General features: G+C 47.8%; 19 protein-coding genes. 18 read left to right on the plus strand and 1 reads right to left on the minus strand.

Annotated features, from left to right (window positions below; all coding sequences use genetic code 11):
- Positions 1-333 precede the first annotated feature (333 nt).
- The 17 genes from ACQ4MZ_RS31185 (at position 334) to ACQ4MZ_RS31265 (ending at position 19,653) form a co-directional block, all read left to right on the plus strand.
- On the plus strand, positions 334-1,755 hold the full coding sequence (locus ACQ4MZ_RS31185) for an anthranilate synthase component I family protein (protein WP_430851946.1): 1,422 nt from the start codon (positions 334-336) through the stop codon (positions 1,753-1,755).
- Positions 1,756-1,766: 11 nt separating this feature from the next.
- Positions 1,767-2,156 (plus strand): tautomerase family protein, encoded by a 390-nt coding sequence (locus tag ACQ4MZ_RS31190; RefSeq protein ID WP_430851948.1) that lies wholly within the window; start codon positions 1,767-1,769, stop codon positions 2,154-2,156.
- Between the two features lie 23 nt (positions 2,157-2,179).
- Complete coding sequence (locus ACQ4MZ_RS31195; protein WP_430851951.1) at positions 2,180-2,746, plus strand: anthranilate synthase component II; 567 nt, start codon at positions 2,180-2,182, stop codon at positions 2,744-2,746.
- A gap of 59 nt (positions 2,747-2,805) precedes the next feature.
- Positions 2,806-3,795, plus strand: a complete 990-nt coding sequence (gene trpD / locus ACQ4MZ_RS31200; protein WP_430851953.1) for an anthranilate phosphoribosyltransferase — start codon at positions 2,806-2,808, stop codon at positions 3,793-3,795.
- 52 nt (positions 3,796-3,847) lie between these two features.
- The gene (trpC, locus tag ACQ4MZ_RS31205) at positions 3,848-4,666 is read left to right on the plus strand and encodes an indole-3-glycerol phosphate synthase TrpC (protein WP_430851955.1); all 819 of its coding nucleotides are present in this window, start codon (positions 3,848-3,850) and stop codon (positions 4,664-4,666) included.
- Positions 4,663-5,313 (plus strand): phosphoribosylanthranilate isomerase, encoded by a 651-nt coding sequence (locus tag ACQ4MZ_RS31210; RefSeq protein WP_430851957.1) that lies wholly within the window; start codon positions 4,663-4,665, stop codon positions 5,311-5,313. Before trpC ends, ACQ4MZ_RS31210 begins: the two co-directional genes overlap by 4 nt.
- 5 nt (positions 5,314-5,318) lie before the next feature.
- Positions 5,319-6,518 (plus strand): tryptophan synthase subunit beta, encoded by a 1,200-nt coding sequence (trpB, locus tag ACQ4MZ_RS31215; RefSeq protein WP_430851959.1) that lies wholly within the window; start codon positions 5,319-5,321, stop codon positions 6,516-6,518.
- Positions 6,519-6,541: 23 nt separating this feature from the next.
- The gene (locus ACQ4MZ_RS31220) at positions 6,542-6,742 is read left to right on the plus strand and encodes a hypothetical protein (RefSeq protein WP_015813244.1); all 201 of its coding nucleotides are present in this window, start codon (positions 6,542-6,544) and stop codon (positions 6,740-6,742) included.
- 62 nt (positions 6,743-6,804) lie between these two features.
- Positions 6,805-7,161 carry a Dabb family protein gene (locus tag ACQ4MZ_RS31225; RefSeq protein WP_430851977.1) on the plus strand — a complete coding sequence of 119 codons (357 nt, stop codon included), beginning with the start codon at positions 6,805-6,807 and terminating at the stop codon, positions 7,159-7,161.
- Positions 7,158-7,967, plus strand: a complete 810-nt coding sequence (gene trpA / locus ACQ4MZ_RS31230; RefSeq protein ID WP_430851961.1) for a tryptophan synthase subunit alpha — start codon at positions 7,158-7,160, stop codon at positions 7,965-7,967. The genes ACQ4MZ_RS31225 and trpA overlap by 4 nt, the downstream gene beginning before the upstream one ends.
- A gap of 99 nt (positions 7,968-8,066) precedes the next feature.
- The gene (locus tag ACQ4MZ_RS31235) at positions 8,067-8,807 is read left to right on the plus strand and encodes a hypothetical protein (protein ID WP_430851963.1); all 741 of its coding nucleotides are present in this window, start codon (positions 8,067-8,069) and stop codon (positions 8,805-8,807) included.
- A 170-nt stretch (positions 8,808-8,977) separates the two neighbouring features.
- Positions 8,978-12,298, plus strand: coding sequence for a DUF4175 family protein (locus tag ACQ4MZ_RS31240; protein ID WP_430851979.1), 3,321 nt, complete (start codon positions 8,978-8,980; stop codon positions 12,296-12,298).
- 192 nt (positions 12,299-12,490) lie between these two features.
- Complete coding sequence (gene ybeY / locus ACQ4MZ_RS31245; RefSeq protein ID WP_430851965.1) at positions 12,491-12,904, plus strand: rRNA maturation RNase YbeY; 414 nt, start codon at positions 12,491-12,493, stop codon at positions 12,902-12,904.
- A gap of 55 nt (positions 12,905-12,959) precedes the next feature.
- Positions 12,960-14,822, plus strand: a complete 1,863-nt coding sequence (mnmG, locus tag ACQ4MZ_RS31250; RefSeq protein ID WP_430851967.1) for a tRNA uridine-5-carboxymethylaminomethyl(34) synthesis enzyme MnmG — start codon at positions 12,960-12,962, stop codon at positions 14,820-14,822.
- Complete coding sequence (locus ACQ4MZ_RS31255) at positions 14,822-15,724, plus strand: class I SAM-dependent methyltransferase (protein ID WP_430851969.1); 903 nt, start codon at positions 14,822-14,824, stop codon at positions 15,722-15,724. Before mnmG ends, ACQ4MZ_RS31255 begins: the two co-directional genes overlap by 1 nt.
- Positions 15,725-15,790: 66 nt before the next feature.
- Positions 15,791-17,407 carry an Ig-like domain-containing domain gene (locus ACQ4MZ_RS31260; RefSeq protein ID WP_430851971.1) on the plus strand — a complete coding sequence of 539 codons (1,617 nt, stop codon included), beginning with the start codon at positions 15,791-15,793 and terminating at the stop codon, positions 17,405-17,407.
- A gap of 458 nt (positions 17,408-17,865) precedes the next feature.
- Positions 17,866-19,653: a tetratricopeptide repeat protein gene (locus ACQ4MZ_RS31265; RefSeq protein WP_430851981.1), complete on the plus strand. Its 1,788-nt coding sequence runs from the start codon at positions 17,866-17,868 to the stop codon at positions 19,651-19,653.
- Between the two features lie 132 nt (positions 19,654-19,785).
- Here ACQ4MZ_RS31265 and thrC read toward each other — a convergent pair whose 3' ends face one another.
- Positions 19,786-21,093 carry a threonine synthase gene (gene thrC / locus ACQ4MZ_RS31270; RefSeq protein WP_430851973.1) on the minus strand — a complete coding sequence of 436 codons (1,308 nt, stop codon included), beginning with the start codon at positions 21,091-21,093 and terminating at the stop codon, positions 19,786-19,788.
- A 202-nt stretch (positions 21,094-21,295) separates the two neighbouring features.
- Between thrC and pruA the strand changes: the two genes are divergently transcribed.
- Complete coding sequence (gene pruA / locus ACQ4MZ_RS31275; protein WP_430851975.1) at positions 21,296-22,927, plus strand: L-glutamate gamma-semialdehyde dehydrogenase; 1,632 nt, start codon at positions 21,296-21,298, stop codon at positions 22,925-22,927.
- The last annotated feature ends 243 nt before the right edge of the window (positions 22,928-23,170 follow it).

Below are 23,170 nucleotides of genomic sequence, written 5' to 3' on the forward strand. Positions count from 1 at the left end.
ATACGCCACAATGGCAGGTTTTTTAATAGGATTATATCAAGTTCAGCCCCTCAAAATGAAGCTTTGAAGTAAAAGCCCTTTGCAAATTCTTGCAGAAATATTTTGCAAAAGACTGCAGCGATAATTCTTTTTCCTATATTTGTCCCTGTAACTGTCGCAAGGCAACAATCAACTATGAAATTATTCAATACTATTTGGTGGTGGCGTACTTATCCTTCCAAGATGGACAAGTAAGGCTATTGCATGGTATAGAATCAAAATATACGTACAAACGGCTCGCTGTTCATCTGACAGCGAGCCGTTTTTTTATACACTTTACATTACTACTTGCACATGAAAACCCTGGACAAGACTTATCAGATTACCACACGCCACAAAAAGCTCCTGGCCGATACATTAACGCCCGTTTCGATCTATTTGAAGCTCCGAGACCGCTTCGTCAATACAATCCTCCTGGAAAGCTCCGATTATCATGGCAACGAAAACTCATTTACATACATCTGCTGCGATCCTATTGCTTCTTTCAAGCTGAACAATAGCATAGTAACCCAGAAGTTCCCCGATGGTTCTGAAGTCAATTTCGAACTAGCCAACCGGAAGGATGCGGTACAGGCTTTGTACGGATTTGCTCAAAGCTTCAAATCCGAGAAGAGCAAGTTTCCCTTTATCACCAATGGCCTCTTTGGTCATATGACCTATGATGCGGTGACCTATTTCGAAGATATTGAAATACAACCGACCAACCAGGAGACCGAAATTGACCAGATATTCTACCAGGTTTACCGGTACGTTATCGCCATCAACCATTTCAAAAACGAGCTTTACATTTTTGAACATCAATACGGCGAGACAACGGCGGAAGCTGGTATCGATCAGATCGAGGTGCTGATCAAGAACCGGAATTTTCCGCAATACGGTTTCAGTATAACAGCCGATGAGACCTCCAACGTTACCGACGACGAAATGCGGAAAGTGATCCAGAGGGGAATCGACCACTGCCTCCGCGGTGATGTCTTCCAGATCGTGCCTTCTCGTCGTTTCAGCCGCAAATTCCAGGGCGACGAGTTCAATGTTTACCGCGCCTTGCGCTCGATCAATCCCTCGCCTTACCTCTTCTATTTCGATTACGGCAATTACAAGATCTTCGGATCCTCTCCCGAAAAACAGATATTCATTAAAAACGGCCAGGCCGAAATTCACCCGATTGCAGGTACATTCCGCCGCACCGGCGACGATCAGGCAGATGCGGAAGCCGCGCAAAACCTGCTAAACGACCCCAAAGAGACCGCTGAGCACGTCATGTTAGTGGATTTGGCCCGTAATGACCTGAGCCGTAGCTGCGACGCCGTAAAAGTGACGAATTACAAGGAAGTACAATACTACTCGCATGTGATCCACCTCGTTTCAAAGGTGGTAGGCAAAATGAATAAGGACGTGAACCCGCTTCAACTCGTGGCCGACACGTTCCCCGCAGGCACCTTATCGGGTGCGCCCAAGCATAATGCCATGAAACTCATCGACCAGATGGAGTCCAGCAACCGCAGCATTTATGGCGGAGCCATCGGTTTTATGGATTTCAATGGGGATTTCAACCATGCGATCGCGATCCGGACTTTTCTCGCCAAAGACAATACGCTTTTCTTCCGTGCAGGAATGGGCGTAGTGGCGAAGTCGAATGTCGAAAGTGAATTGCAGGAAATCAACAGCAAATTGGCCGCATTGCGCCAGGCCATTAAGGTAGCAGAAGAACTCTAAGGGAAACAGCCATGTCACAGATCAAAATATACGGCCTCAAATCCTCTCTGTACGCGGTCCGGGAGCAACTGTCCGATACATTGCATAGTTGCATTGTAGAAGCCTTCCAGTACCCGCAAAATAAGCGAGCACACAGGTTCTTTTACCTTGATGAAGGAGATTTCTTTTATCCCGAAGGCCGGAGCGAGCGCTACACGGTCATCGAGATCGCTCTGTTTGAAGGCCGTTCGATCGAAGCAAAGAAGCATTTGTACCGGCTGATCTTTCAGAAATTCGAAGAAGGGCTCGGTATCACGCCGAACGACGTGGAAATCACGCTCACCGAAACGCCGCCGCATAACTGGGGCATTCGTGGGAAAGCAGGGGACGAGTTGGTCCTGGATTACAAAATTGCCGTTTAAACGATTTGAAATTTACCGTCCAAATGAAAATACTAGTTCTCGACAATTACGATTCTTTCACCTACAACCTCGTGTACATCCTCCGCGAGCTGCACGACCAGGTGGACATTTACCGGAACGATAAGATCGCACTGGAAGACGTCGGAAATTACGACAAGATCCTTCTTTCGCCCGGTCCGGGTATTCCTTCCGAAGCCGGCATTATGCACGACGTAATCCGCGAATACGGTGCTTCCAAGAGCATTCTGGGCATTTGCCTGGGGCATCAGGGAATAGGGGAGGTTTACGGCGCCGAGTTGGAGAATATGACCGATGTGCTGCATGGTATTGCCGACACAGCCATCGTTACCGACGCCAGTGAGCGCATTTTCAAAGGCCTGCCTACCCATATCAAAGTCGGACGGTACCATTCCTGGACTGTCATTCCGGAGACATTCACCGACGACCTTAGCATCACTGCCGTAGACGAAAAAGGCCGGGTGATGGGGCTTTCGCACAAAAAATACGACGTGAAAGGACTCCAATTCCACCCGGAGTCTGTTTTAACCGAGCATGGCAAGGAAATGCTGCAAAACTGGTTGCAAATCTGACCCCGCCGCATTTGAATTAACACCACCTTACCCGACGATATTAGCAATTAAAAATTGTCATGAAACACATTCTTAGCCATCTTTTTGAATACAAAGTCCTCGACAAATCGCAAGCCAAAGACGTTCTGATGGGAATTGGAACCGGCAAGTATTCTAATTCAGAAATTGCTTCATTTTTAACAACCTATGCCATGCGCAGCATTACCGTCGAAGAACTGGAAGGCTTCCGTGACGGCTTGCTCGAACTCTGCCTTTCGGTGGATTTGTCGGCATATGATCCGATCGACGTTTGCGGAACGGGAGGCGATGGCAAGGATACATTTAATATTTCGACATTATCCTGCTTTGTCGTGGCGGGGGCGGGTCAAAGGGTGGCCAAACATGGTAACCACGGCGTTTCGTCTATGTGCGGGTCGTCGACGGTGCTGGAATACCTGGGAGCGAAGTTTACGAACGATAAGGATTACCTGGAACGGAAGATCGACCAGGCGGGTGTGTGCTTTTTGCATGCTCCTCTTTTCCACCCGGCCATGAAGAATGTAGCACCGGTACGGAAGGAATTGGGCGTGAAAACGTTCTTCAATATGCTGGGTCCGATGGTGAATCCGGTATCGCCGAAAAAGCAGCTTGTGGGCGTATTTAGTCTTGAATTAGCGCGTCTTTTTGCTTATCTTTACCAACAAACGGATAAGCAATTTCTGGTTCTTCACGCATTAGACGGCTACGACGAAGTGTCATTGACAGGTGCTTTTAAGATTATCACCGCTCATTCCGAGCAAGTTCTTACCCCCTCTCATCTAGGGCTTCAAACTTTGCGCGCCGAAGATTTATCAGGCGGCGTCACGGTGGAAGAGTCCGCCCGGATTTTTATGAATGTTTTGAACGACACGGCAACGCCTTCGCAGAAGCAGGCGGTGCTGGCCAATGCGGCGATGGCGCTTTATTGTGCCAATCCGGCGTTGTCGCTGACCGACGCCGTGGAAACAGCCCGGGAATCGCTCGAAAGCAAGAAAGCATTGGCTGCTTTCAAAAAATTGATCGAAGAATAGTTAGCGGGGAAGTATTTCTCCCTTTTTATAATTGCAGTTACAGCATTTTTAGATGAATATTTTAGAAAAAATTATCGCCCGCAAGCAGGAAGAAATCAGCGAATCGAAAAAGCAGCGGTCCATTTCCGACCTGGAAAAGGAGCCATTGTTCGCGCGCCCGACTGCCTCGCTCGCGGCGGCGCTAAGGTCATCTACTTCACCCCGCATTATCTCGGAATTCAAACGAAAGTCCCCTTCAAAAGGCATTATCAATGCCGATGTGCAGCCTGAAATCGTGACGAAGGATTATGTGGACTCAGGTGCCGTGGGACTTTCCGTTTTGACCGATATCGACTTTTTCGGTGGCTCATTTGCCGATTTCCTCGCCGCCAGGAAGGCTAACCCGCAGATTCCGATGCTCCGGAAGGATTTTATCGTGGATGAATACCAGCTTTTCGAAGCCAAATCCATCGGCGCGGACGTAATCTTGCTCATTGCAGCATGCCTTACGCCTTCGGAAATCGCTCATTTGAGCCGCAGGGCGCACGATCTGGGCCTGGAAGTGCTGTTGGAAGTCCATGATGCGGAAGAACTGGCTGTAAGTACAGGCGAGCATATCGATATCGTCGGCGTGAACAACCGTAACCTGAAAACTTTTGAAACCTCCATCGAAACCTCGATCGCATTGAGCGAGCTGATTCCCGATGCTTTCGTGAAAATTTCAGAGAGCGGTTTAAAAGATGCCGAAACCATTGTGAAGCTGTTTCAACACGGCTACAAGGGCTTTTTGATAGGAGAGACATTTATGAAAACTGCGAACCCCGGCGCCGCACTGACAGGTTTGCAACAAAATTTAACTCAACATAGCAATCTAAATCCTCTGGTCCTATGAAAATTAAAGTTTGCGGATTGCGCCAGCAAGGCAACATTGAACAGGTAGTAGCCTTACAGCCCAATTTTATAGGGTTTATTTTCTATGAAAAATCACCCCGCTTTGTGGGCGAGGAACTGAACGAGGAATACATCCGCAGCATTCCTCAGAGCATCAAAAAAGTAGGGGTATTCGTGAATGCAAACCCTGGGCATATCCTGAATATGGTCAAAAAATACGACCTGCAGTATGTGCAGCTGCACGGCAACGAAATGCCCGACATCTGCCGCAGCATACGTCAGAAAGGGGTGAGCGTGATCAAGGCATTTTCCATTGACGAGAAGTTCAACTTTGCCATGCTAAACAACTACAAATCGTTTTGCGACCTGTTTTTGTTCGATACCAAAGGCGAAAACCCGGGGGGCAACGGCACGGCATTCGATTGGAAACTGCTGAGCAAATACGATAATGAAAAGCCATTCCTCCTCAGCGGCGGCATCGGGCTCGACAACATCGAAGAGATTATCAGCTTATCGCAGACACTCCCTATTTACGGCATCGACGTCAACAGCAAGTTCGAAACCGAGCCGGGTGTGAAGGACATCGCCAAGCTGGAAGAATTATTTAGTTTAGTTCGTGTAAAAGAGCAAGAAGAAGCGGAAGCTTAAATTTTATGGAATCAATTGCAGAAAAGAAGTCGTATCAGGTAAATGACCGCGGTTACTATGGCACCTTCGGGGGCGCATTCATCCCTGAAATGCTATATCCGAATGTTGAAGAACTGCGTGAAAACTACCTGCAAGTAATCGCAGACCCTTCTTTTCAAAAGGAATTCAACGATTTACTACGCCATTACGTAGGCCGGCCAACACCGCTTTACCCCGCACACCGGCTTTCGGAAAAATATAAAACTAATATTTTCCTCAAAAGGGAAGATCTCTGCCATACCGGCGCACACAAGGTAAACAACACCATCGGGCAGATTCTGATGGCCCAGCGCCTGGGCAAAAAACGCATCGTGGCCGAAACCGGCGCGGGACAGCACGGCGTGGCGACAGCCACCGTATGTGCATTGATGAACCTCGAATGCATCGTGTACATGGGCGAGCTCGATATCGAGCGCCAGGCACCTAACGTAGCGCGCATGAAAATGCTCGGCGCGGAAGTACGCCCAGCTACATGCGGCTCGCGTACGCTGAAAGATGCCACCAACGAGGCCATGCGCCACTGGATCAACAACCCGGTTGATACGCATTACATTATCGGTTCTGTGGTAGGCCCACACCCTTATCCCGACATGGTAGCACGCTTCCAGTCGGTTATTTCGGAGGAAATTCGTTGGCAGCTCAAAGAGCATACCGGCAAAGAAACACCCGACTATGTGGTGGCTTGCGTAGGTGGCGGCAGCAATGCGGCAGGCGCATTCTACCACTTCCTCGACGAAGAAAATGTCAAACTTGTAGCCGTCGAAGCGGCAGGGTTGGGGCTGACTTCCGGGCATTCCGCAGCCACCGTTGCTTTGGGCAAACCCGGTGTACTGCACGGCAGCCGTACCATCCTGATGCAGACCGAAGACGGCCAGGTAGTGGAACCTTTTTCCATCTCGGCAGGGTTGGATTACCCGGGCATCGGCCCGCAGCACGCATGGCTTGCCGCCAGCGGCCGCGGAACGTTTCTTTCGGCCACGGACGACGAGGCGGTGCAGGCCGCGTTCGAGCTCACCCGCCTCGAAGGGATTATCCCCGCTCTGGAATCATCGCACGCATTGGCCGTTTTAGGCCGTCTGGGCGCTTCCGAAAACGAAACGGTGGTATTGAACCTCTCGGGCCGCGGCGACAAGGATATGGGTACTTATATGAAATACATCGATTAATTCTCACCTCAATATAACATCACATGGCTACATTGACATTGCCAGAGGTTTTCGATCTCCGATTGAAAATCCAGGAACTGGAAGCAAAGGTAAACTCAGGTGAACTGTCGCTCTTCGAACGTTGCGATATGGAAGACGAGATCCTTGAAATGAAAGAAAAACTGGGCGAGTTCGATCGCCTGAAATTCAGCGACGAAGGCGAATGCCTCAACTGCTCGGCCTAGTCCCGGATCACCATTAATCCATACCACATATGCAGAGATTTAAACTCTTTTTGCTTGCTTCCATGGTCCTTTTCAGCACCATGTCGTTTGTTTCACCTTCAAATCCACCTAAAAAAATGCTGCGCCACGTTGTTCTTTTCAAATTCAAGGATTCTTCAACACCAGCGCAAGTGAAGGAAGTGGAAGACGCTTTCCGTAAGCTCCCTTCGAAAATCAAAGAGGTAAAAGGATTTGAGTGGGGTACCAACAACAGCCCCGAGGGACTGGCTCAAGGCTTCACACACGTGTTTTTCGTAAGCTTCGACAGCGAAGCCGGCCGTGAAGTATACCTGCCTCACCCTGAGCACAAAGCATTCGTAAAAGTCCTGGAACCACACCTGGACAAAGTATTGGTTGTTGACTACTGGACACAAGAATGAACCGCATTGTAAGTCTTTTTCAGAATTTTAATAAAACTACGGACAGCCAGGGACTGCTGAACGTGTATTTCACGGCCGGTTTCCCGGAGCTGAACGATACTACCCGTGTATTGCGGGCATTGCAGGATGGCGGTGCCGACCTGGTGGAGATTGGAATGCCTTATTCCGACCCTGTAGCCGACGGTGAGACAATCCAGCAAAGCAATGACCGCGCGTTGGAAAACGGCATGTCGGTACGCATTCTGTTCGATCAACTGCAAGGTATGCGGGACACGATTACTGTGCCGGTGCTGTTAATGGGTTATATCAATCCGGTATTGCAATACGGTATCAAGGAATTTTGCGCCAAATGTGCCGAAGTGGGTGTCGACGGGCTCATTTTGCCTGATATGCCGATGGACGTGTATTTGGATGAATACAAATCCGTGTTCGACGCGCACGGTTTGCTGAATATCTTCCTGGTTACGCCGCAGACTTCGGAAGCGCGCATTCGCCAGATCGACGAGGTGAGCGAAGGTTTCATCTATACGGTTTCCTCTGCCAGTGTTACCGGTTCGAAATCCGGTGTGAGCGGCGACATGGAAGCATACTTCGAAAAACTAGATGCCATGAAGCTTCGCAATCCGCGACTAATCGGATTTGGAATTAAAGACCATGACACTTTCGTGAAAGCTTCGAGCCACGCCGCCGGTGCGATCATCGGAAGCGCGTTCATCCGCGTGTTGCAGCAGAGTACCAACCTTGAAAACGATATTAGGGCGTTTGTAAGAGAAGTAAAAAATTCTTCAGAGGCAATTCCGGCATAATTCGTCGCGGAGCGACCGATTTTATTTTTCTTCAGGCATTAATTTTGTACAAACAACCTGTTAACGGGTTGTTTGTTTTTTTATATCCCAATGCTGCCTATGAAAGCCTTCTTTTTGCTACTCACCATCCTCATATGCAGCGCATATACGCCTGTATTCGCACAGTTCAATTTCGACGTCGAAGGCGGGCTGGTATTGAACACCAGCTACAATAAAGTACAAATTCTAAGCGGACGCGGAACGCGCGTGAATCTTCCAGAGCAGCTCGACCTGGATCGGAGTGGGTTTTATCGCATTCGTGCGGGGTACCGGATCGGCAACCGCCACAATATCTCCGCATTGTTCGCGCCATTGACGATTCACTACCGTGGGACGCTTTCAGAGAACACCAATTTTAACAATCACAATTTTCTACCGGGACAACCACTCAATGTAGATTACCGGTTCAACTCGTACAGGCTTACCTATCGCTACGATTTTTTTGCCAATGGAAAGTGGAGGGTAGGGGCGGGGCTCACCGCCAAGATCCGCGACGCCGACATCCGGTTCAAGAGCGAGTACGCCGACACGCATTATGACAACCTTGGTTTTGTTCCACTCATTAATTTTTATGCTTCCTGGAAACCTGCCTACCACTGGTCCGTCATCCTAGAAGGCGATGCACTCGCCGCGAAGCAGGGACGTGCCGAAGACATCTTCGGCGGCATTGCTTACAATTTCAACAACACGATCGCGGTCAAGCTCGGGTACCGCATGCTCGAAGGCGGCGCTGACAATGATAAGATTTACAATTTCAACTGGATCAACTACGCTTCAGCCGGCTTGCTGATTACACTCTGACGGTGTTACTATTCCCCGATTTTCGATAATTTCTGGGGTAAATGCAGCAGGAATTCGCTATATTTCTTTGTTTTTAACGCATATGGGCACTCGGTAATTTTTAGATGCCACATGCGTTATAAAAACTTCACAGTTATACCTAGACCACTATGGCTCCTTTCACTACCTCAATGGAAGGCCTGTTGCTACGCATTCAGGAATACCGACAGAAATATTATCAGAACCAGTTACTCAAAGGCGCGATCTTCTCGATCGGGCTGCTGCTGACTGTCTTTTTGTTTTTCAATACGATCGAGTATTTCGGGCGGTTCAGCTCGGTGGTGCGCGGGATGCTGTTTTTTGGCTTCCTGGCGGTGCTGGTGTTTTCGTTCGTACAATGGGTGGTACAGCCATTGATCCATTTATACGGATTAAGAAAACCGCTTTCCGATGAACAAGCCGCATTGCAGATCGGGCAGTATTTTCCTGAGGTAGGAGATAAGCTCGTGAATACATTGCAGCTTCGAAATTTGACGGGAATGCAATCGGACCTCATTGAGGCCAGTATCCGGCAGAAGTCGAGCCAGCTGCTGATCGTCCGCTTTTCGGATGCCATTCGTTTTAATGAGAATAAAAAGAGGCTCAAGTACGCGGTATACCCGCTCGCCGCCATCGCAGTGATTTTGCTTTTTAATCCTTCATTTTTCTCGTCAAGTTCGGATCGCATAATCCATTTTCAGAAGAATTACACCTACGCACCATTCTCTTTCGAACTGCAGAACAAGAGCCTGAAAGCATTTCGGAATGAGGATTTTACATTAAACCTCACCTTGAAAGGAGAGGCTATACCATCCGCCGTTTACCTCGTACAGAATGGTACCCGCTTCAAACTGACACAGGAAAGCACGAAGGATTTTTCCTACACATTCAAAAACCTGCAGCGCGACGTCGCTTTCTCTTTCGACGCCGCGGGCTATGCTTCCGAAGAATATCGCATTGTAGTGGACGAACGGCCGTCGCTGCTATCATTTGATGTGAATTTGCATTATCCTGCGTATCTCAACAAACCTTCAGAAGGTCTGAATAATGTAGGGAACCTTTCGGTACCGGAAGGCACGACCATCGAGTGGAATTTCAATACTTCTTCTACCAAAGCATTAGCCATTAAGTTCGAAAACGACTCGGCATTGTATACTGCAAAAGAGAGCAATGGCGACCATTTCGAAATTCGCAGAACGGTTCGAAAATCGGCTCAATACCAAGTAAATCTGAAAAATGATCAGACGTCGAATTCGGACAAGATCGGCTATTTCATCAATGTCATTCCCGACAAATATCCGGTCATGAACCTGGAAAATTTCCAGGATACCACATTATACAACTATCTCGTGCTGGGTGGTTCGATCAGCGACGATTACGGGTTTTCGCAGCTACGAATGTTCTATTCGGTGAAGAGAGCCAATGAGGACAAGCCGGCAGCGCCGAAGAGCATTCCTATTCCATTTAACAAAACCGTCAATACCCAGAGTTTCTTTTTCCAATGGTATGTAGATAGCCTCAAACTCGCCCCAGGTGACAAGATCGAGTATTATGCCCAGGTTTGGGACAATGACGGCGTAAATGGCGCGAAGAGCGCCCGTTCGCGCTCGATCCAGTTCACCGTACCCTCCAAAGATCAACTGGAAGCCGAGGTACGGAAATCGGAGCAGGAAACCGAGAATCAAATGCAATCGGCAATGAAGAAGGCACAGAGCCTGCAAAAGGATATCGAGAATCTGGATAACCGGCTTAAAAGCAATAAAGAACTCGATTTCAAAGAGCAGAAACAGATCGAGGAGGTGCTACGCAAGCGCGAGGAGCTCATGAAGGAGTTGGAAGCATTGAAAGAAAAGCATCAGGATACCAATGAAAAGGCGCGGCAATTCAATCAGCAGAGTCCCGAGTTACAAGCCAAAATTGAGCAGCTGCAGAAACTGATGAACGATTTGATGGACGAGGATACCGAGAAGCTGTATAAAGAGCTCAAAAAGCTTTTGGAACAAAAACAGAGCGAGCGGATGTCGACGATGTTGGAAAAGCTCCGTAATAAGGAGAATAACCTCGAAAAAGAACTGGAAAGAACCATGAAGCTCTTCAAGCAAATGCAAATGGAGCAGAAAATGGAAAACCTTGCTGAAAAGCTGAACGATTTGGCCGATAAGGAAGAGGATCTCGCGGAAAAATCAGAGCAAAACGACAAGAACAAAAATTCCGACGATAAGCAGGGTAAGAATGAAGACTTGAAAAAAGAGCAGGAGAAAATCCAGGACGACTTCAAAAAAGCGCAGGAGAACAGTAAGGAGATTGAGGAAATGAGCAAGGACCTGGAACAGGAGCTCGACATGCAGAAAGAGGAGCAAAAAAACGCTTCTGAGCAGATGGAACAGAGTAAGCAGGAGCTGAGTAAACAACAGAACCAGAAAGCGTCCCAGTCGCAAAAAAATGCAGCAAAGTCGATGAAGAAAATGGCGCAGTCGATGCAGGAACAAATGGAGTCGGCGGAAATGGAGCAAATGCAGGAAAACCTCGATGCACTGCGCGACATTCTGGAAAATCTGATCACATTGTCCTTCGACCAGGAGACCTTAATGAAAGATTTCCGCGGCGTAAGCTTGCAAGATCCGCGTTTTGTAAAACTCGGCCAGCAGCAACTGAAACTGAAAGACGACGCGAAGATCGTAGAGGACAGCCTGTATGCCTTGGCGAGCCGCGTGGTGCAGATCCAGTCGTTCATCACCCGCGAGCTGAACGATATGAAGTCGTACATGAATGAAAGCGTGAAAAGCATTAAGGATCGGCAGATTAATGTCGCCACTTCTAAGCAGCAGTTCGCGATGACCTCCATGAATAACCTCGCATTAATGCTGAGCGACGTCTTTAACCAAATGCAACAGCAAATGGCGATGGCTATGCCCGGCGCCGGGAAAGGCAAGAAGGGTAAGCAGAAAGGCCAGCAACCCGGCATGGGCGAAATGCAGGAGAAACTGAACGGGCAGATCAAACAACTTGGACAGGGTAAGGAAGGACAGGGCAACCAATCGGAACAGCTGGCGAGAATGGCCGCTCAGCAAGCCGCAATCCGGAAGATGATCCAGGACCTTATGGAGCAGCAGAAAGGTACCAAACAGGGCCAGCAAATGGGCAAGGAATTGCAGGACATCGCCGACAAGATGGACGAATCCGAAACCGATCTCGTGAACAAACGCGTAACGCCGGAGCTGATCAAACGCAATCAGGAGATCACCACACGCCTGCTCGAATCCGAGAAAGCTATGAAAGAGCAAGACGAGGACGAGCAACGCAAAGCACAGGCTGCTAAGCAGCTGCCTAAACAGCCACCTGCCGCATTTGAAAAATACATCCGCGAGAAAGAGAAGCAAACCGAACTGCTTCGTACGATACCGCCCACATTCTCACCATTCTACAAACGCGAGGTGGACAACTACTTCCGTAAATACCAGGCCAAGAACTGATCATACGCCCATTTTGTTGGGCTAGGGTAGGGGATAGCGTTAACTCTTTTTAACAGGGTTTACAGCCGCTATCCCTTGTTTTTCATGTTCTTAATGACAGACTTCGTAAGTTTGTAAATTATTTACGATCAAATATTTAAATATCATACACCTGGCGCCACTTGACCGGGCGATGGTGTATGGCTATCAAACATGGTAAGTTTCTTCTCGGAAGACATTGATTTTAAGGTAGTTAATCCGATAAAAACCAAAAAATGGCTCAAAAACGCCTCAATTTCAGAAGGTTATGAGCTATCTCAATTGAATTACGTGTTCTGTTCGGACGAGTACCTTCTCGAAATTAACAAGCAGTATCTCGATCACGACTATTTCACTGACATCATTACGTTTGACAATAGTGAGGAAGACAATCAATTGGAAGGGGACATTTACATCAGTGTAGATAGGGTACGTGAAAATGCAGCAACGTTCCACACCGATTTTGACACAGAAATGCGCCGTGTGCTCATTCATGGGCTGCTCCACCTCGCGGGTTATGACGACACGAGTGAAGCGCTTAAAACGGCCATGAGGGCTAAAGAAGATGAGTATCTTAGGCTGTTCTAGTTAAATTTCCACGTGGAACACTTTAATTAAAGTGGTTTAACAAGTGAGTAATAATATGTTTCAGGAATATGATGTGATCGTGGTAGGCGCAGGCCATGCAGGATGTGAAGCCGCCGCTGCCGCAGCGACGATGGGTTCGTCGGTGCTGCTGATCACAATGAATATGCACACAATCGCACAGATGTCGTGCAACCCCGCCATGGGCGGCGTCGCGAAAGGACAGATCGTCCGCGAAATCGATGCGCTCGGCGGACAGTCGGGGATCGTCTCCGACAAAACAATGATCCAGTTCCGGATGCTGAACCTCTCCAAAGGTCCGGCCATGTGGAGCCCCCGTTGCCAAAGCGACAGAGTAAGATTTGCGGAAGAATGGCGGTCTATTCTCGAGAACAATCCGAACGTTGATTTCTGGCAGGATACGGCTAAGAACATCATCGTCGAGGACGGCAAAGCTTGCGGGGTAGTAACAAGCCTAGGCATTGAAATCCGATCGAAGGCCGTTGTGCTAACCAATGGTACCTTCCTGAATGGACTCATCCATATCGGCGAAAAGAACTTCGGCGGCGGACGCACCGGGGAGAAATCTGCCACCGGCCTGACCGAGCAATTGGTAACTCTCGGCTTCGAAGCGGGGCGCATGAAAACCGGTACGCCCCCGCGTGTGGACGGCCGCTCACTCGACTATTCGAAAATGGAAGAGCAACCCGGCGATGAAAATCCGGCTAAATTCTCCTACACCGATACCAAGCCGCTCGCCAAGCAACGCAGCTGCTGGATCACCTATACCAATCAGGAAGTACACGACGTGCTGAAAACCGGCTTCGAAAAATCGCCCATGTTTTCCGGACGCATTAAGGGACTCGGACCCCGTTACTGCCCGTCGGTGGAGGACAAAATCAACCGCTTTGCCGACAAAGACCGTCACCAGATTTTCGTTGAGCCGGAAGGATGGGATACCGTGGAAGTATATGTCAATGGCTTCTCGACGTCGCTGCCGGAGGACGTACAATATGCAGCGCTCAGGAAAATACCTGGCTTTGAAAACGCCAAAATGTTCCGTCCGGGCTACGCGATCGAGTACGACTATTTCCCACCGACACAGCTGAAATCTACGCTCGAAACACATTTGGTGAAGAACCTCTTTTTTGCAGGCCAAATCAATGGCACCACAGGGTACGAGGAGGCTGCTTGCCAGGGACTCATGGCCGGCATTAATGCCCACCGGAATGTGAACGATCTTGGTCCATTCGTTTTGAAAAGATCGGAAGCATACATCGGCGTGCTTATCGACGACCTCATTAACAAGGGCACCGAAGAGCCCTACCGCATGTTCACCTCCCGCGCCGAATATCGCACATTACTTCGCCAGGATAATGCGGATTTGAGGCTTACCGAAAAAGGTTACGAAATCGGTTTGGCCAGCGAAGAGCGGGTAGAGGCAGTGCGCAAAAAGAAACGCGAAACGGAAGAGATCATCGCCAAACTGAATGTGACCAAACTGACTCCCGACGAGATTAACAGTGCATTGGAAGCGATCGGTACCGCACCGATCCGTGAGAAAATCCCGATCGCGCAGCTGCTCAGAAGGCCACAGATTTCCATTGACCAGCTGCTCGAAGCAAGTCCCGTAGTAACCGAATTGCTGGCAGAATATAGCACAGATTCCGTGCAGCAGGCAGAGATCAATCTTAAATACGACAGCTACATTGAGAAGGAAATGCTGCTCGTGGAGAAAATGAATAAGCTCGAAAACCTCGCCATCGTCGATAATTTCAACTACGACGGGGTCACTTCCTTGTCCTTTGAAGGCCGTGAAAAACTGAAAAGAACACGCCCTTCCACGATCGGCCAGGCGTCGCGCATCAGCGGTGTCAGCCCTTCGGATATATCTGTTTTAATGCTTTACATAGGCCGCTAATGTCTTTAGAAACGCTCGACAAATGCCCGGTATGCCAGCAATCCAGTTTCAGCAATTATCTGAATGTGGAGGATTATACCGTTTCACACAAAGAATTCACGATCCAGCAATGCAATTCCTGCTACTTTCTGTTCACGAATCCGCGACCGTCGGAAGGATCGATTGGCGCGTATTATGAGTCGCAAGACTACATTTCTCATCATGATGAAGCCAAGGATCTGATGAGTAAAGTGTACACTTCTGTGAGAAATCATACAATTGAACAGAAGGTAAAACTCATCAACAGTCTCGTTCAGCCGAAAGGAACATTACTCGATATCGGCTGTGGAACCGGCAATTTCCTAAGCGCTGTCAAGGTCGACGGCTGGAAAACTTTTGGTACCGAACCCGATTCAGGAGCGCGTCAAGTGGCTTCTAAAAGGGTAGGAGCGACCATTTTTGAAAGCATTTTTGAGGCGGATTTGGGAGGACGGCAGTACGACATCATCACAATGTGGCACGTACTGGAACACGTCCACAAACTGAACGAAACGATAGACTGGCTGCAAAAGCATTTAAAACCAAATGGACGTATCCTTATTGCGGTACCCAATCCACAATCGCATGACGCCCTGAAATATGGCCGTTTTTGGGCCGCCTACGACGTTCCTCGCCATTTGTACCATTTCACCCGTGCTACAATGAAAAAGCTTCTCCAAACGCACGGATTGACCGTAAAAAAGATACTCCCGATGTGGTTTGATTCTTTTTACGTGAGTATGCTGAGTACTAAATATAAAAGCGGCAAAACCAACTTAATCGATAGTGCAGTCACTGGTCTGCAGTCCAATTTCAAAGGCCGTGCAGGCACCAACAAAGAGCTCAATACTTCCAGTCTGATCTACATTATCACGAAAAACTGACCAGTACCAACACATCAAACGGCCCTCAATACCCACTGTATTGGGGGCTTTTTAAATTCAACTGAAATGCTTAGAACGATTGTATTTGCCATCCTCATACTGTTCTTCTTCGAACGCTGCGCCCAACAAGTACCGCCTACCGGAGGCAAGAGAGACTCCATTCCACCCATGCTCGTGGAGAGTAATCCCATGAACAAAACCCTCAATTTTAAAGGCAGAAAGGTCGAATTGTTCTTCGACGAATATGTGGTGGTGGACAATATCAACCAGAAACTCGTGATCACACCCGAGGCCGACAACCCCTATTCCTACAAGCAAAACGGGATGTCGGTACTGCTTACATTCAAAAATCAATTCAAGGACAGCACTACCTTCACCCTCAACTTCGGTGACGCGATCAAGGACTTTGCGGAAAAAAATCCCGCGAAAAACCTCAAAATTGTCTTCAGTACCGGCAATTCGCTCGACTCCGGGCGTGTGTACGGGACTTTGAAAGATATCCGCACCAACAAGCCGATTTTCGACGCGCTCGTGGGCCTGTATAATGTCAGCGATACGCTCAACATCGCCAAACAAAAGCCCTACTACTTCTCCCGCACGGATAGCAGCGGCGTATTTTCCATTGAAAATATCCAGACAAGAGAATACAAACTCATCGCAATTGACGATAAAAACCGCAACATGCTTTTCAACGCAAAAGATGAGCGTATGGGATTTTGGGGCAAAACCATCACCGCCGGCACCGATTCCGTGTCTTACCACTTGAATATGTATCTTTCCGATAACACTCCCTTAAAGGTACAGCGCACGCTGCCCAGAGTGAACAACTATTCAGTGGTATTCAGTAAGCCAATTGAAAACGCAGAAGTAACATTCGTTAATAAAGATTCACTTCCCTACCTGCTCGAACCAAATGGCACAAACCTCAAATTTTTCAATGTAGAACCGCATCCCGACACCGTTTTTGTAAAACTCAAAACGTTGGATTCCCTGGGAGTTGTCAGCGAATTCGAGCAAAAAATTGCATTTCAAGCGCAGCGCGGTAAGCAACGCCAACTCGATCCGCTGTCACTTACAACCGTTCCCGAAGCCAATAAGCCGCTTACCAATTCCTTCACATACAAGCTCGTCCTAAACAAACCTGTTCGCACAATCGACGACCAGAAGATCGCATTAATCTCCGATAGCCTTACACACGAGCCACTAAATGCATTTAAATACAGTTGGAATAAAAACCACAATATCCTCACAATCGACGCAAAATCGTTCGCTAAAGACACAGTGAAGTGGGACATTCCCAAGGGCTCGATCATCAGTGTCGAAGGTGATACGCTTCCCAAAACGCTGCTGCGGCACACTATTTTAAAGGAAGAAGATTATGGGGTAATCCGCGGGCGCGTGACGAATGCTGATACGTCTGTGCATTTCATTCTTGACCTGGTCGACGAGCAGTATAAAATCGTCGAAACACTTTACCAATCGCCCTACACTTTCAAGAATATCCCTCAAGGAAAATACTTTTTGCGCATCACCATCGACAAAAATCGTAACAGGAGATGGGACACCGGCCAAATGGACAAGGACCTGCAGCCAGAACCGATCTATTACCTCCCGGATAAGATCCTTTTGAAGGCAAATTTCGAGTTGAACGACATCAACATCACCATTCCTGAAGAAAAATAATGACATTTTTGTCTACAGTCTGTGGATAACTATGTGAATAACGCGGAAATTTTGTTGGTAAAAGGGGTGAAAATGTGAATAAGCTTGTGGATAACCCCTAATATGTGTGGATAAAAAAGTGGATTTCGTCCTGCAGTGGATAACCAACAGCTAAATCGTAGTTAACAGTACGTTGATTCACTTAAGAAACTGTGGATAACAAATGTAGTCAACTAAAGGCTTTTACCCACATTCCAATGTGAACAGAATAATTCCTAACTTGTATTTCAACTACTTAAATGTTGATTTTCAAAATTTCTACAGTGGATAACTACGCATACTTATCCACAAAATGTGAATAAGTATGTTAATCTACAGTGGATAAGGCTTTTATTCACAAATCCACAGGCACACTGAAGGATAATAACTAAAGGAAAAAGATTTTTTTATCTATTATGAAAAGGGTTACGAGCTGTTTGATGATAGGATTTCTGCTTTCCGGGGCGGCCGCGGCGTTCGGGCAGGGCGAGCGGGAGCTGGCCGAGGAGTATTTCAAAAACGGGGATTGTCCGAAGGCACTTAGTTACTATTCTTCATTTCTGAAAAGCTCTTTTGAAAAAATCTCGCTTAAGAACTATACCAGCTGTATCGTGAAGAGCAAGGCGTGGGGAGATGGCGAGCAATTTTTCAAAAAGCAGATTAAAGGTGATGCCAATAATGCGGCATGGTATTACCTGAACTGGGGCATTATGCTTGAGAATCAGGGAAAGACCGTAGAAGCGTCCAAAAAGTATGAACAGGCCATTACCGCGTCCGGTGTGAGAACGGAGCTTAAACGCGATCTGGCGGAGGAATTCCGGGCACAAAACCAGTCGGAATGGGCGAAGAATATCCTGCTCGAAGCGCGCGAGAGTGCGAAGCGTTATGACATTTTCCAACTCGAACTGGCAAGCGTGTACCGCGACCTGAATCAGCCCGAAAAGATGATCGACGAGCTGCTGTCATATGGTATGCGCTACCAGAATACCGAGGTGGTGCAGAATATGCTTCAGGACTTTACGAAGGACGAGAAGGAGCAGGCATTGCTGGAAAAGGTACTTTACGATAAGATCCAGAAGTTCCCACAGGAGGGTTTCTATAATGAGCTGCTGATCTGGTATCAGGTGCAGCGCAAGGATTTTTACAAGGCATTCATCCAGGAACGAGCATTAGACCGCCGTTTTAAACACAACGGGGCACGGCTTTACAACCTCGGAATGCTGGCCTTGCAGAACAATGATTACACCAATGCAGGCACGATCTTCGATCATTTAGTGAAAGAATATCCCAAAGGACAACTTTACCCGGTGGCTCGCAGAATGGCCATTTTCGCGAGGGAGGAGCAGGTTAAAAACACCTACCCGGTAAAGCGTAGCGAAGTGCAGAAGCTGCTCGGACAGTATCAGCAACTCGTAGACGAGTTAGGCGTGAATGTTCGCACGATCGAAGCGCTGCGCAACATGGCGATTTTGAATGCATTCTATATGGATGATTTCAAAAAGGCGATCGAAATATTGCAAACAGCAATCGAGGCGGGCAAGGCGGAGAAAAGTTTTGTAGATAAATGCAAGCTCGACCTGGGGGATATTTATCTGCTGCAAGGCGAGCCCTGGGAAGCGACGCTGGTGTATTCACAAGTCGAGAAATCGCAGAAAGACGATGTGCTGGGATACGAAGCAAAGCTGCGGAATGCGAAGCTGCATTATTTTAAAGGAGAGTTTGAACTCGCCAAGGCGGTACTCGATATTCTGAAGAAAGCGACGAGCCGCGAAATTGCGAACGATGCCAACGAGCTTTCGTTATTGATCATGGACAACACCGGCCTCGATAGTACCGAGGCGGCGATGAAGGCTTACTCATCCGTGGAGCTGCAATTGTTCCAGAACAAGAAGTTCGAAGCAATTGATACTTTAAAGCAGCTATATAAAAGATACGAGAGCCATAGCCTCGCCGACGAGATTCTCTGGCTTACAGCGAAGACTCACATCAAGCTCGATAGCAACCAGCAGGCGATGGCGGATCTGAAATTGTTGTATTCCAAATTTGGCCATGACCTGTATGGCGACGACGCGCTCTTCGCGATGGCGAAGCTCTACCAGGAGAAACTCAATGACAAGGACCAGGCGATGAAGTTGTACCAGGAGCTGATGGAAAAATATCCGGGCAGCATTTTTGTCGCCGAGTCGAGGAAGCGCTTCCGGATTTTGAGAGGTGATGTAGTCAACTAGAGAATTTTTGTTACAAATAGAAAAAGGCCCCGGAGTTTGTCGCTTCGGGGCCTTTTACGTTTTAAAATTCACGTGCTTCTATCCGGATTCAGTCAAATACTCAAATCTCAGGCGCATTAAATTCAGGTATTTCTATTTTAACTCATTCATTAGTAGTGATTTGAATTCCGAAAATTCAGGTTTCATTTTAATCGACACTTTTTCAATATCGAGCAGCGATTTCAATCTTTCGGGTACATCGATGCTTTTTCCCAATGTTTCTTCTACCAGGTCGATAAATTTGGCCGGATGGGCTGTCGAAAGGAAGACGCCTGTAAAATCACTGTTCGTTTTTTTCCGGTATTCCTGAAGACCCCGGTAGGCTACGGCGGTGTGTGGACACATCACGTAGTTGGCATTCCCAAAAACTTCGCGCATCGCTTTTTGCGTTTGCTCATCGTTGAAGAATGCGCCGGATACTTTTTCATTGATTGCATTCCAGTCGTCATTGAAAAAGCGCGTCAACCGCACAAAGTTACTCGGGCTACCTACGTCCATCGCATTGGATATCGTTTCAATGGAAGGAAGCGGTTCATAGTTGCCGGACTCGAGGTAACGGGGAACCGCATTGTTTACATTCGTGGCGGCGATAAAATGCTCAACCGGCAAACCCATGCGATAGGCGAGTACACCCGCGCTGAGGTTTCCAAAATTTCCGCTTGGTACAGAGATTACCAAAGGTTTACCCAATTTCTTCAGTTGCGCGTAAGCCGCGAAGTAATAGAATGATTGTGGGATGAGCCGGGCAATGTTAATGGAGTTGGCCGATGCCAGGTTATATTTTGCACTTAATTCAGGATCCAGGAAAGCTTCCTTCACCAGGCGCTGGCAATCGTCAAACGTTCCGTCGACTTCAATGGCCGTTACATTGTGGCCGAGGGTAGTCAATTGTTTTTCCTGAATATCGCTCACTTTTCCGCTGGGGTAGAGGATCGTTACCGAAATGCCTGGTACTTTGTAAAAGCCTTGTGCAACTGCGCCACCGGTATCGCCCGATGTGGCTACCAGGATACGGATTTCCTTTTTTGAGCGCTGCAAAAAATAGGACATAATTGCGGCCATAAACCTTGCTCCGAAGTCCTTGAACGCCATGGATGGGCCATGGAACAGTTCAAGCACATAGTCGTTGGGCGTGATCTTCTTCACCGGCGCTTCGAAATCATATGCGCGATCAATGATGGATTCAATTTCGCTTCTTGTAATTTCGCTGCCCAAAAGCGTCGCGGTCACCTCGATGGCAATCTCTTTGAAGGATTTATTCTCAATGTTGGCCATAAATTCCTTAGAAATCGTCGGAATGAATTCGGGCATATAGAGACCGTTATCGGGAGGAAGGCTGTTGAAAACGGCTTCTTCCAGCGAAGCTTTCAAGTCGGCAGTTTTGGTACTATAGAATATCATTTTGATATAAATTGATCCGGAAAATGGGAGCGCAAATTTAACTAAAATCCCAGCAGGTCAGTTATTTTGCCAACTTTTAAATGGATTTTCGGAATAAATGTGTGAATGGTACTTTGTACTGAAAGTATTGCGGGGATCGTGCCGACGGATAATTTTGTTCAGTAGTAATAAGTAGAATAATCAATATAACAAACCAAATAACATGTCGATAGGAATTTTCAATGTGCCGGTGTTAAAAAATGAGCCGGTTAAAAGCTATGCACCAGGCAGCCCGGAACGCTCAGAGCTCAAAAAAGCGCTGGCAGAGGCTCGCGCCAAAGTCATTGATATACCACAATACATAGGTAGCGAGGAAGTCTATTCGCAGAATAAAAAGGTGGTATCTCCGCCCCACGATCATCAGCACGTTCTGGGCTATTTTCACGAGGGAACTAAGGAAGATGTGGCTAAGGCGATCGATGCGGCTTTGGAAGCGAGAAAAGGCTGGGCAGCGCTTACTTGGGAGCAACGCGCAGCGATATTCCTGAAAGCGGCGGAGCTGATTGCCGGTCCGTACCGCGCCGAAATGAATGCGGCAACGATGCTGGGGCAGTCTAAAAATGCCTACCAGGCAGAGATCGACTCGGCTTGTGAAATCATTGATTTCCTTCGACTTAATGTGAATTTTATGCGGGATATTTATGAAGAGCAACCCATATCTTCCGAAGGCGTCTGGAACCGTATGGAATACCGTCCGCTGGAAGGTTTTATCTTCGCTATTACCCCGTTCAACTTCACAGCCATTGCAGGAAACTTGCCCGCTGCCCCTGCATTAATGGGTAATGTGGTGATCTGGAAACCGGCTTTTACGCAGGTATACGCAGCTAATGTAATCATGAGAATTTTCAAGGAAGCAGGGCTGCCTGACGGCGTTATCAATATGGTTCTGACAGATGGACCGGTTGCAGGCGACGTGATCTTCAAACATCCTGATTTCTCTGGAGTACATTTCACAGGTAGTACCAAGGTGTTTCAAACGATCTGGAAAACGATCGGCGAGAATATCGCTGCTTATAAGACATTTCCAAGAATAGTGGGCGAAACGGGCGGTAAGGATTTCGTGCTCGCGCATAAATCCGCGGATGCAAAGGCGGTGGCTACAGGCCTTGTCCGAGGTGCATTCGAATACCAGGGGCAGAAATGCTCGGCGGCTTCGCGGGCTTATATTCCTTCCAATTTGTGGGAAGAGGTTAAAAGATTTATGCTGGCTGATCTGGCAGAGATCAAAATGGGTGGTGTAGAGGATTTCTCGAATTTCGTGAATGCGGTAATCGACGAAAAATCGTTCGACAAGATCGCTTCTTATATAGATGGGGCAAAGGCCAGCGCCGAGACGGAAATCGTCGCAGGCGGCAATTTTGATAAGAGCAAAGGGTATTTTGTCGAGCCGACCATTATCCGGGCCTTCAAGCCGGATTATGTGACCCTGTGCGAGGAGATCTTCGGGCCGGTGCTCACTATATATGTGTATGATGAAAATGAATTCGAGCAAATCATTCCCGTCATCGACGCCACTTCTCCTTATGCACTGACGGGTGCCGTCTTTGCTAAAGACCGCTATGCCATTGAATATGCAACCAGGCATTTGGTGAACGCAGCAGGTAACTTTTATATAAACGATAAGCCGACCGGGGCCGTAGTAGGGCAGCAGCCATTCGGAGGAGCGCGTGCATCGGGTACCAATGATAAGGCCGGATCCGTTTTAAACCTGCTGAGATGGGTATCGCCACGTGCACTGAAGGAGACGCTCGTTTCGCCGAAAGACTATAAATATCCGTTTCTTTCCGGCGAATAATTGTACAATGCTTTTGAATAATTTAAAAAGTCGAAGAACTTTCAAATTTTTCGACTTTTTTCTTGCCTGGGTATTGGACTTGAAAAAATGTTTTCTACCTTTGCAATCCCAATCGCAAACGAAGCGACTGACACGGAGAAAAGAAAGCGCGGTTGGCACTGTTCTTTGACATGATGAGATAGACCAAAAGAGTAAGAAAAACTCGTTTGAATAGAATTAAGCTACTTAAAGTAGCAAACAAAA

Origin of the sequence: Dyadobacter sp. BHUBP1 (assembly GCF_050587785.1) — a bacterium.
Classification (GTDB): domain Bacteria; phylum Bacteroidota; class Bacteroidia; order Cytophagales; family Spirosomataceae; genus Dyadobacter.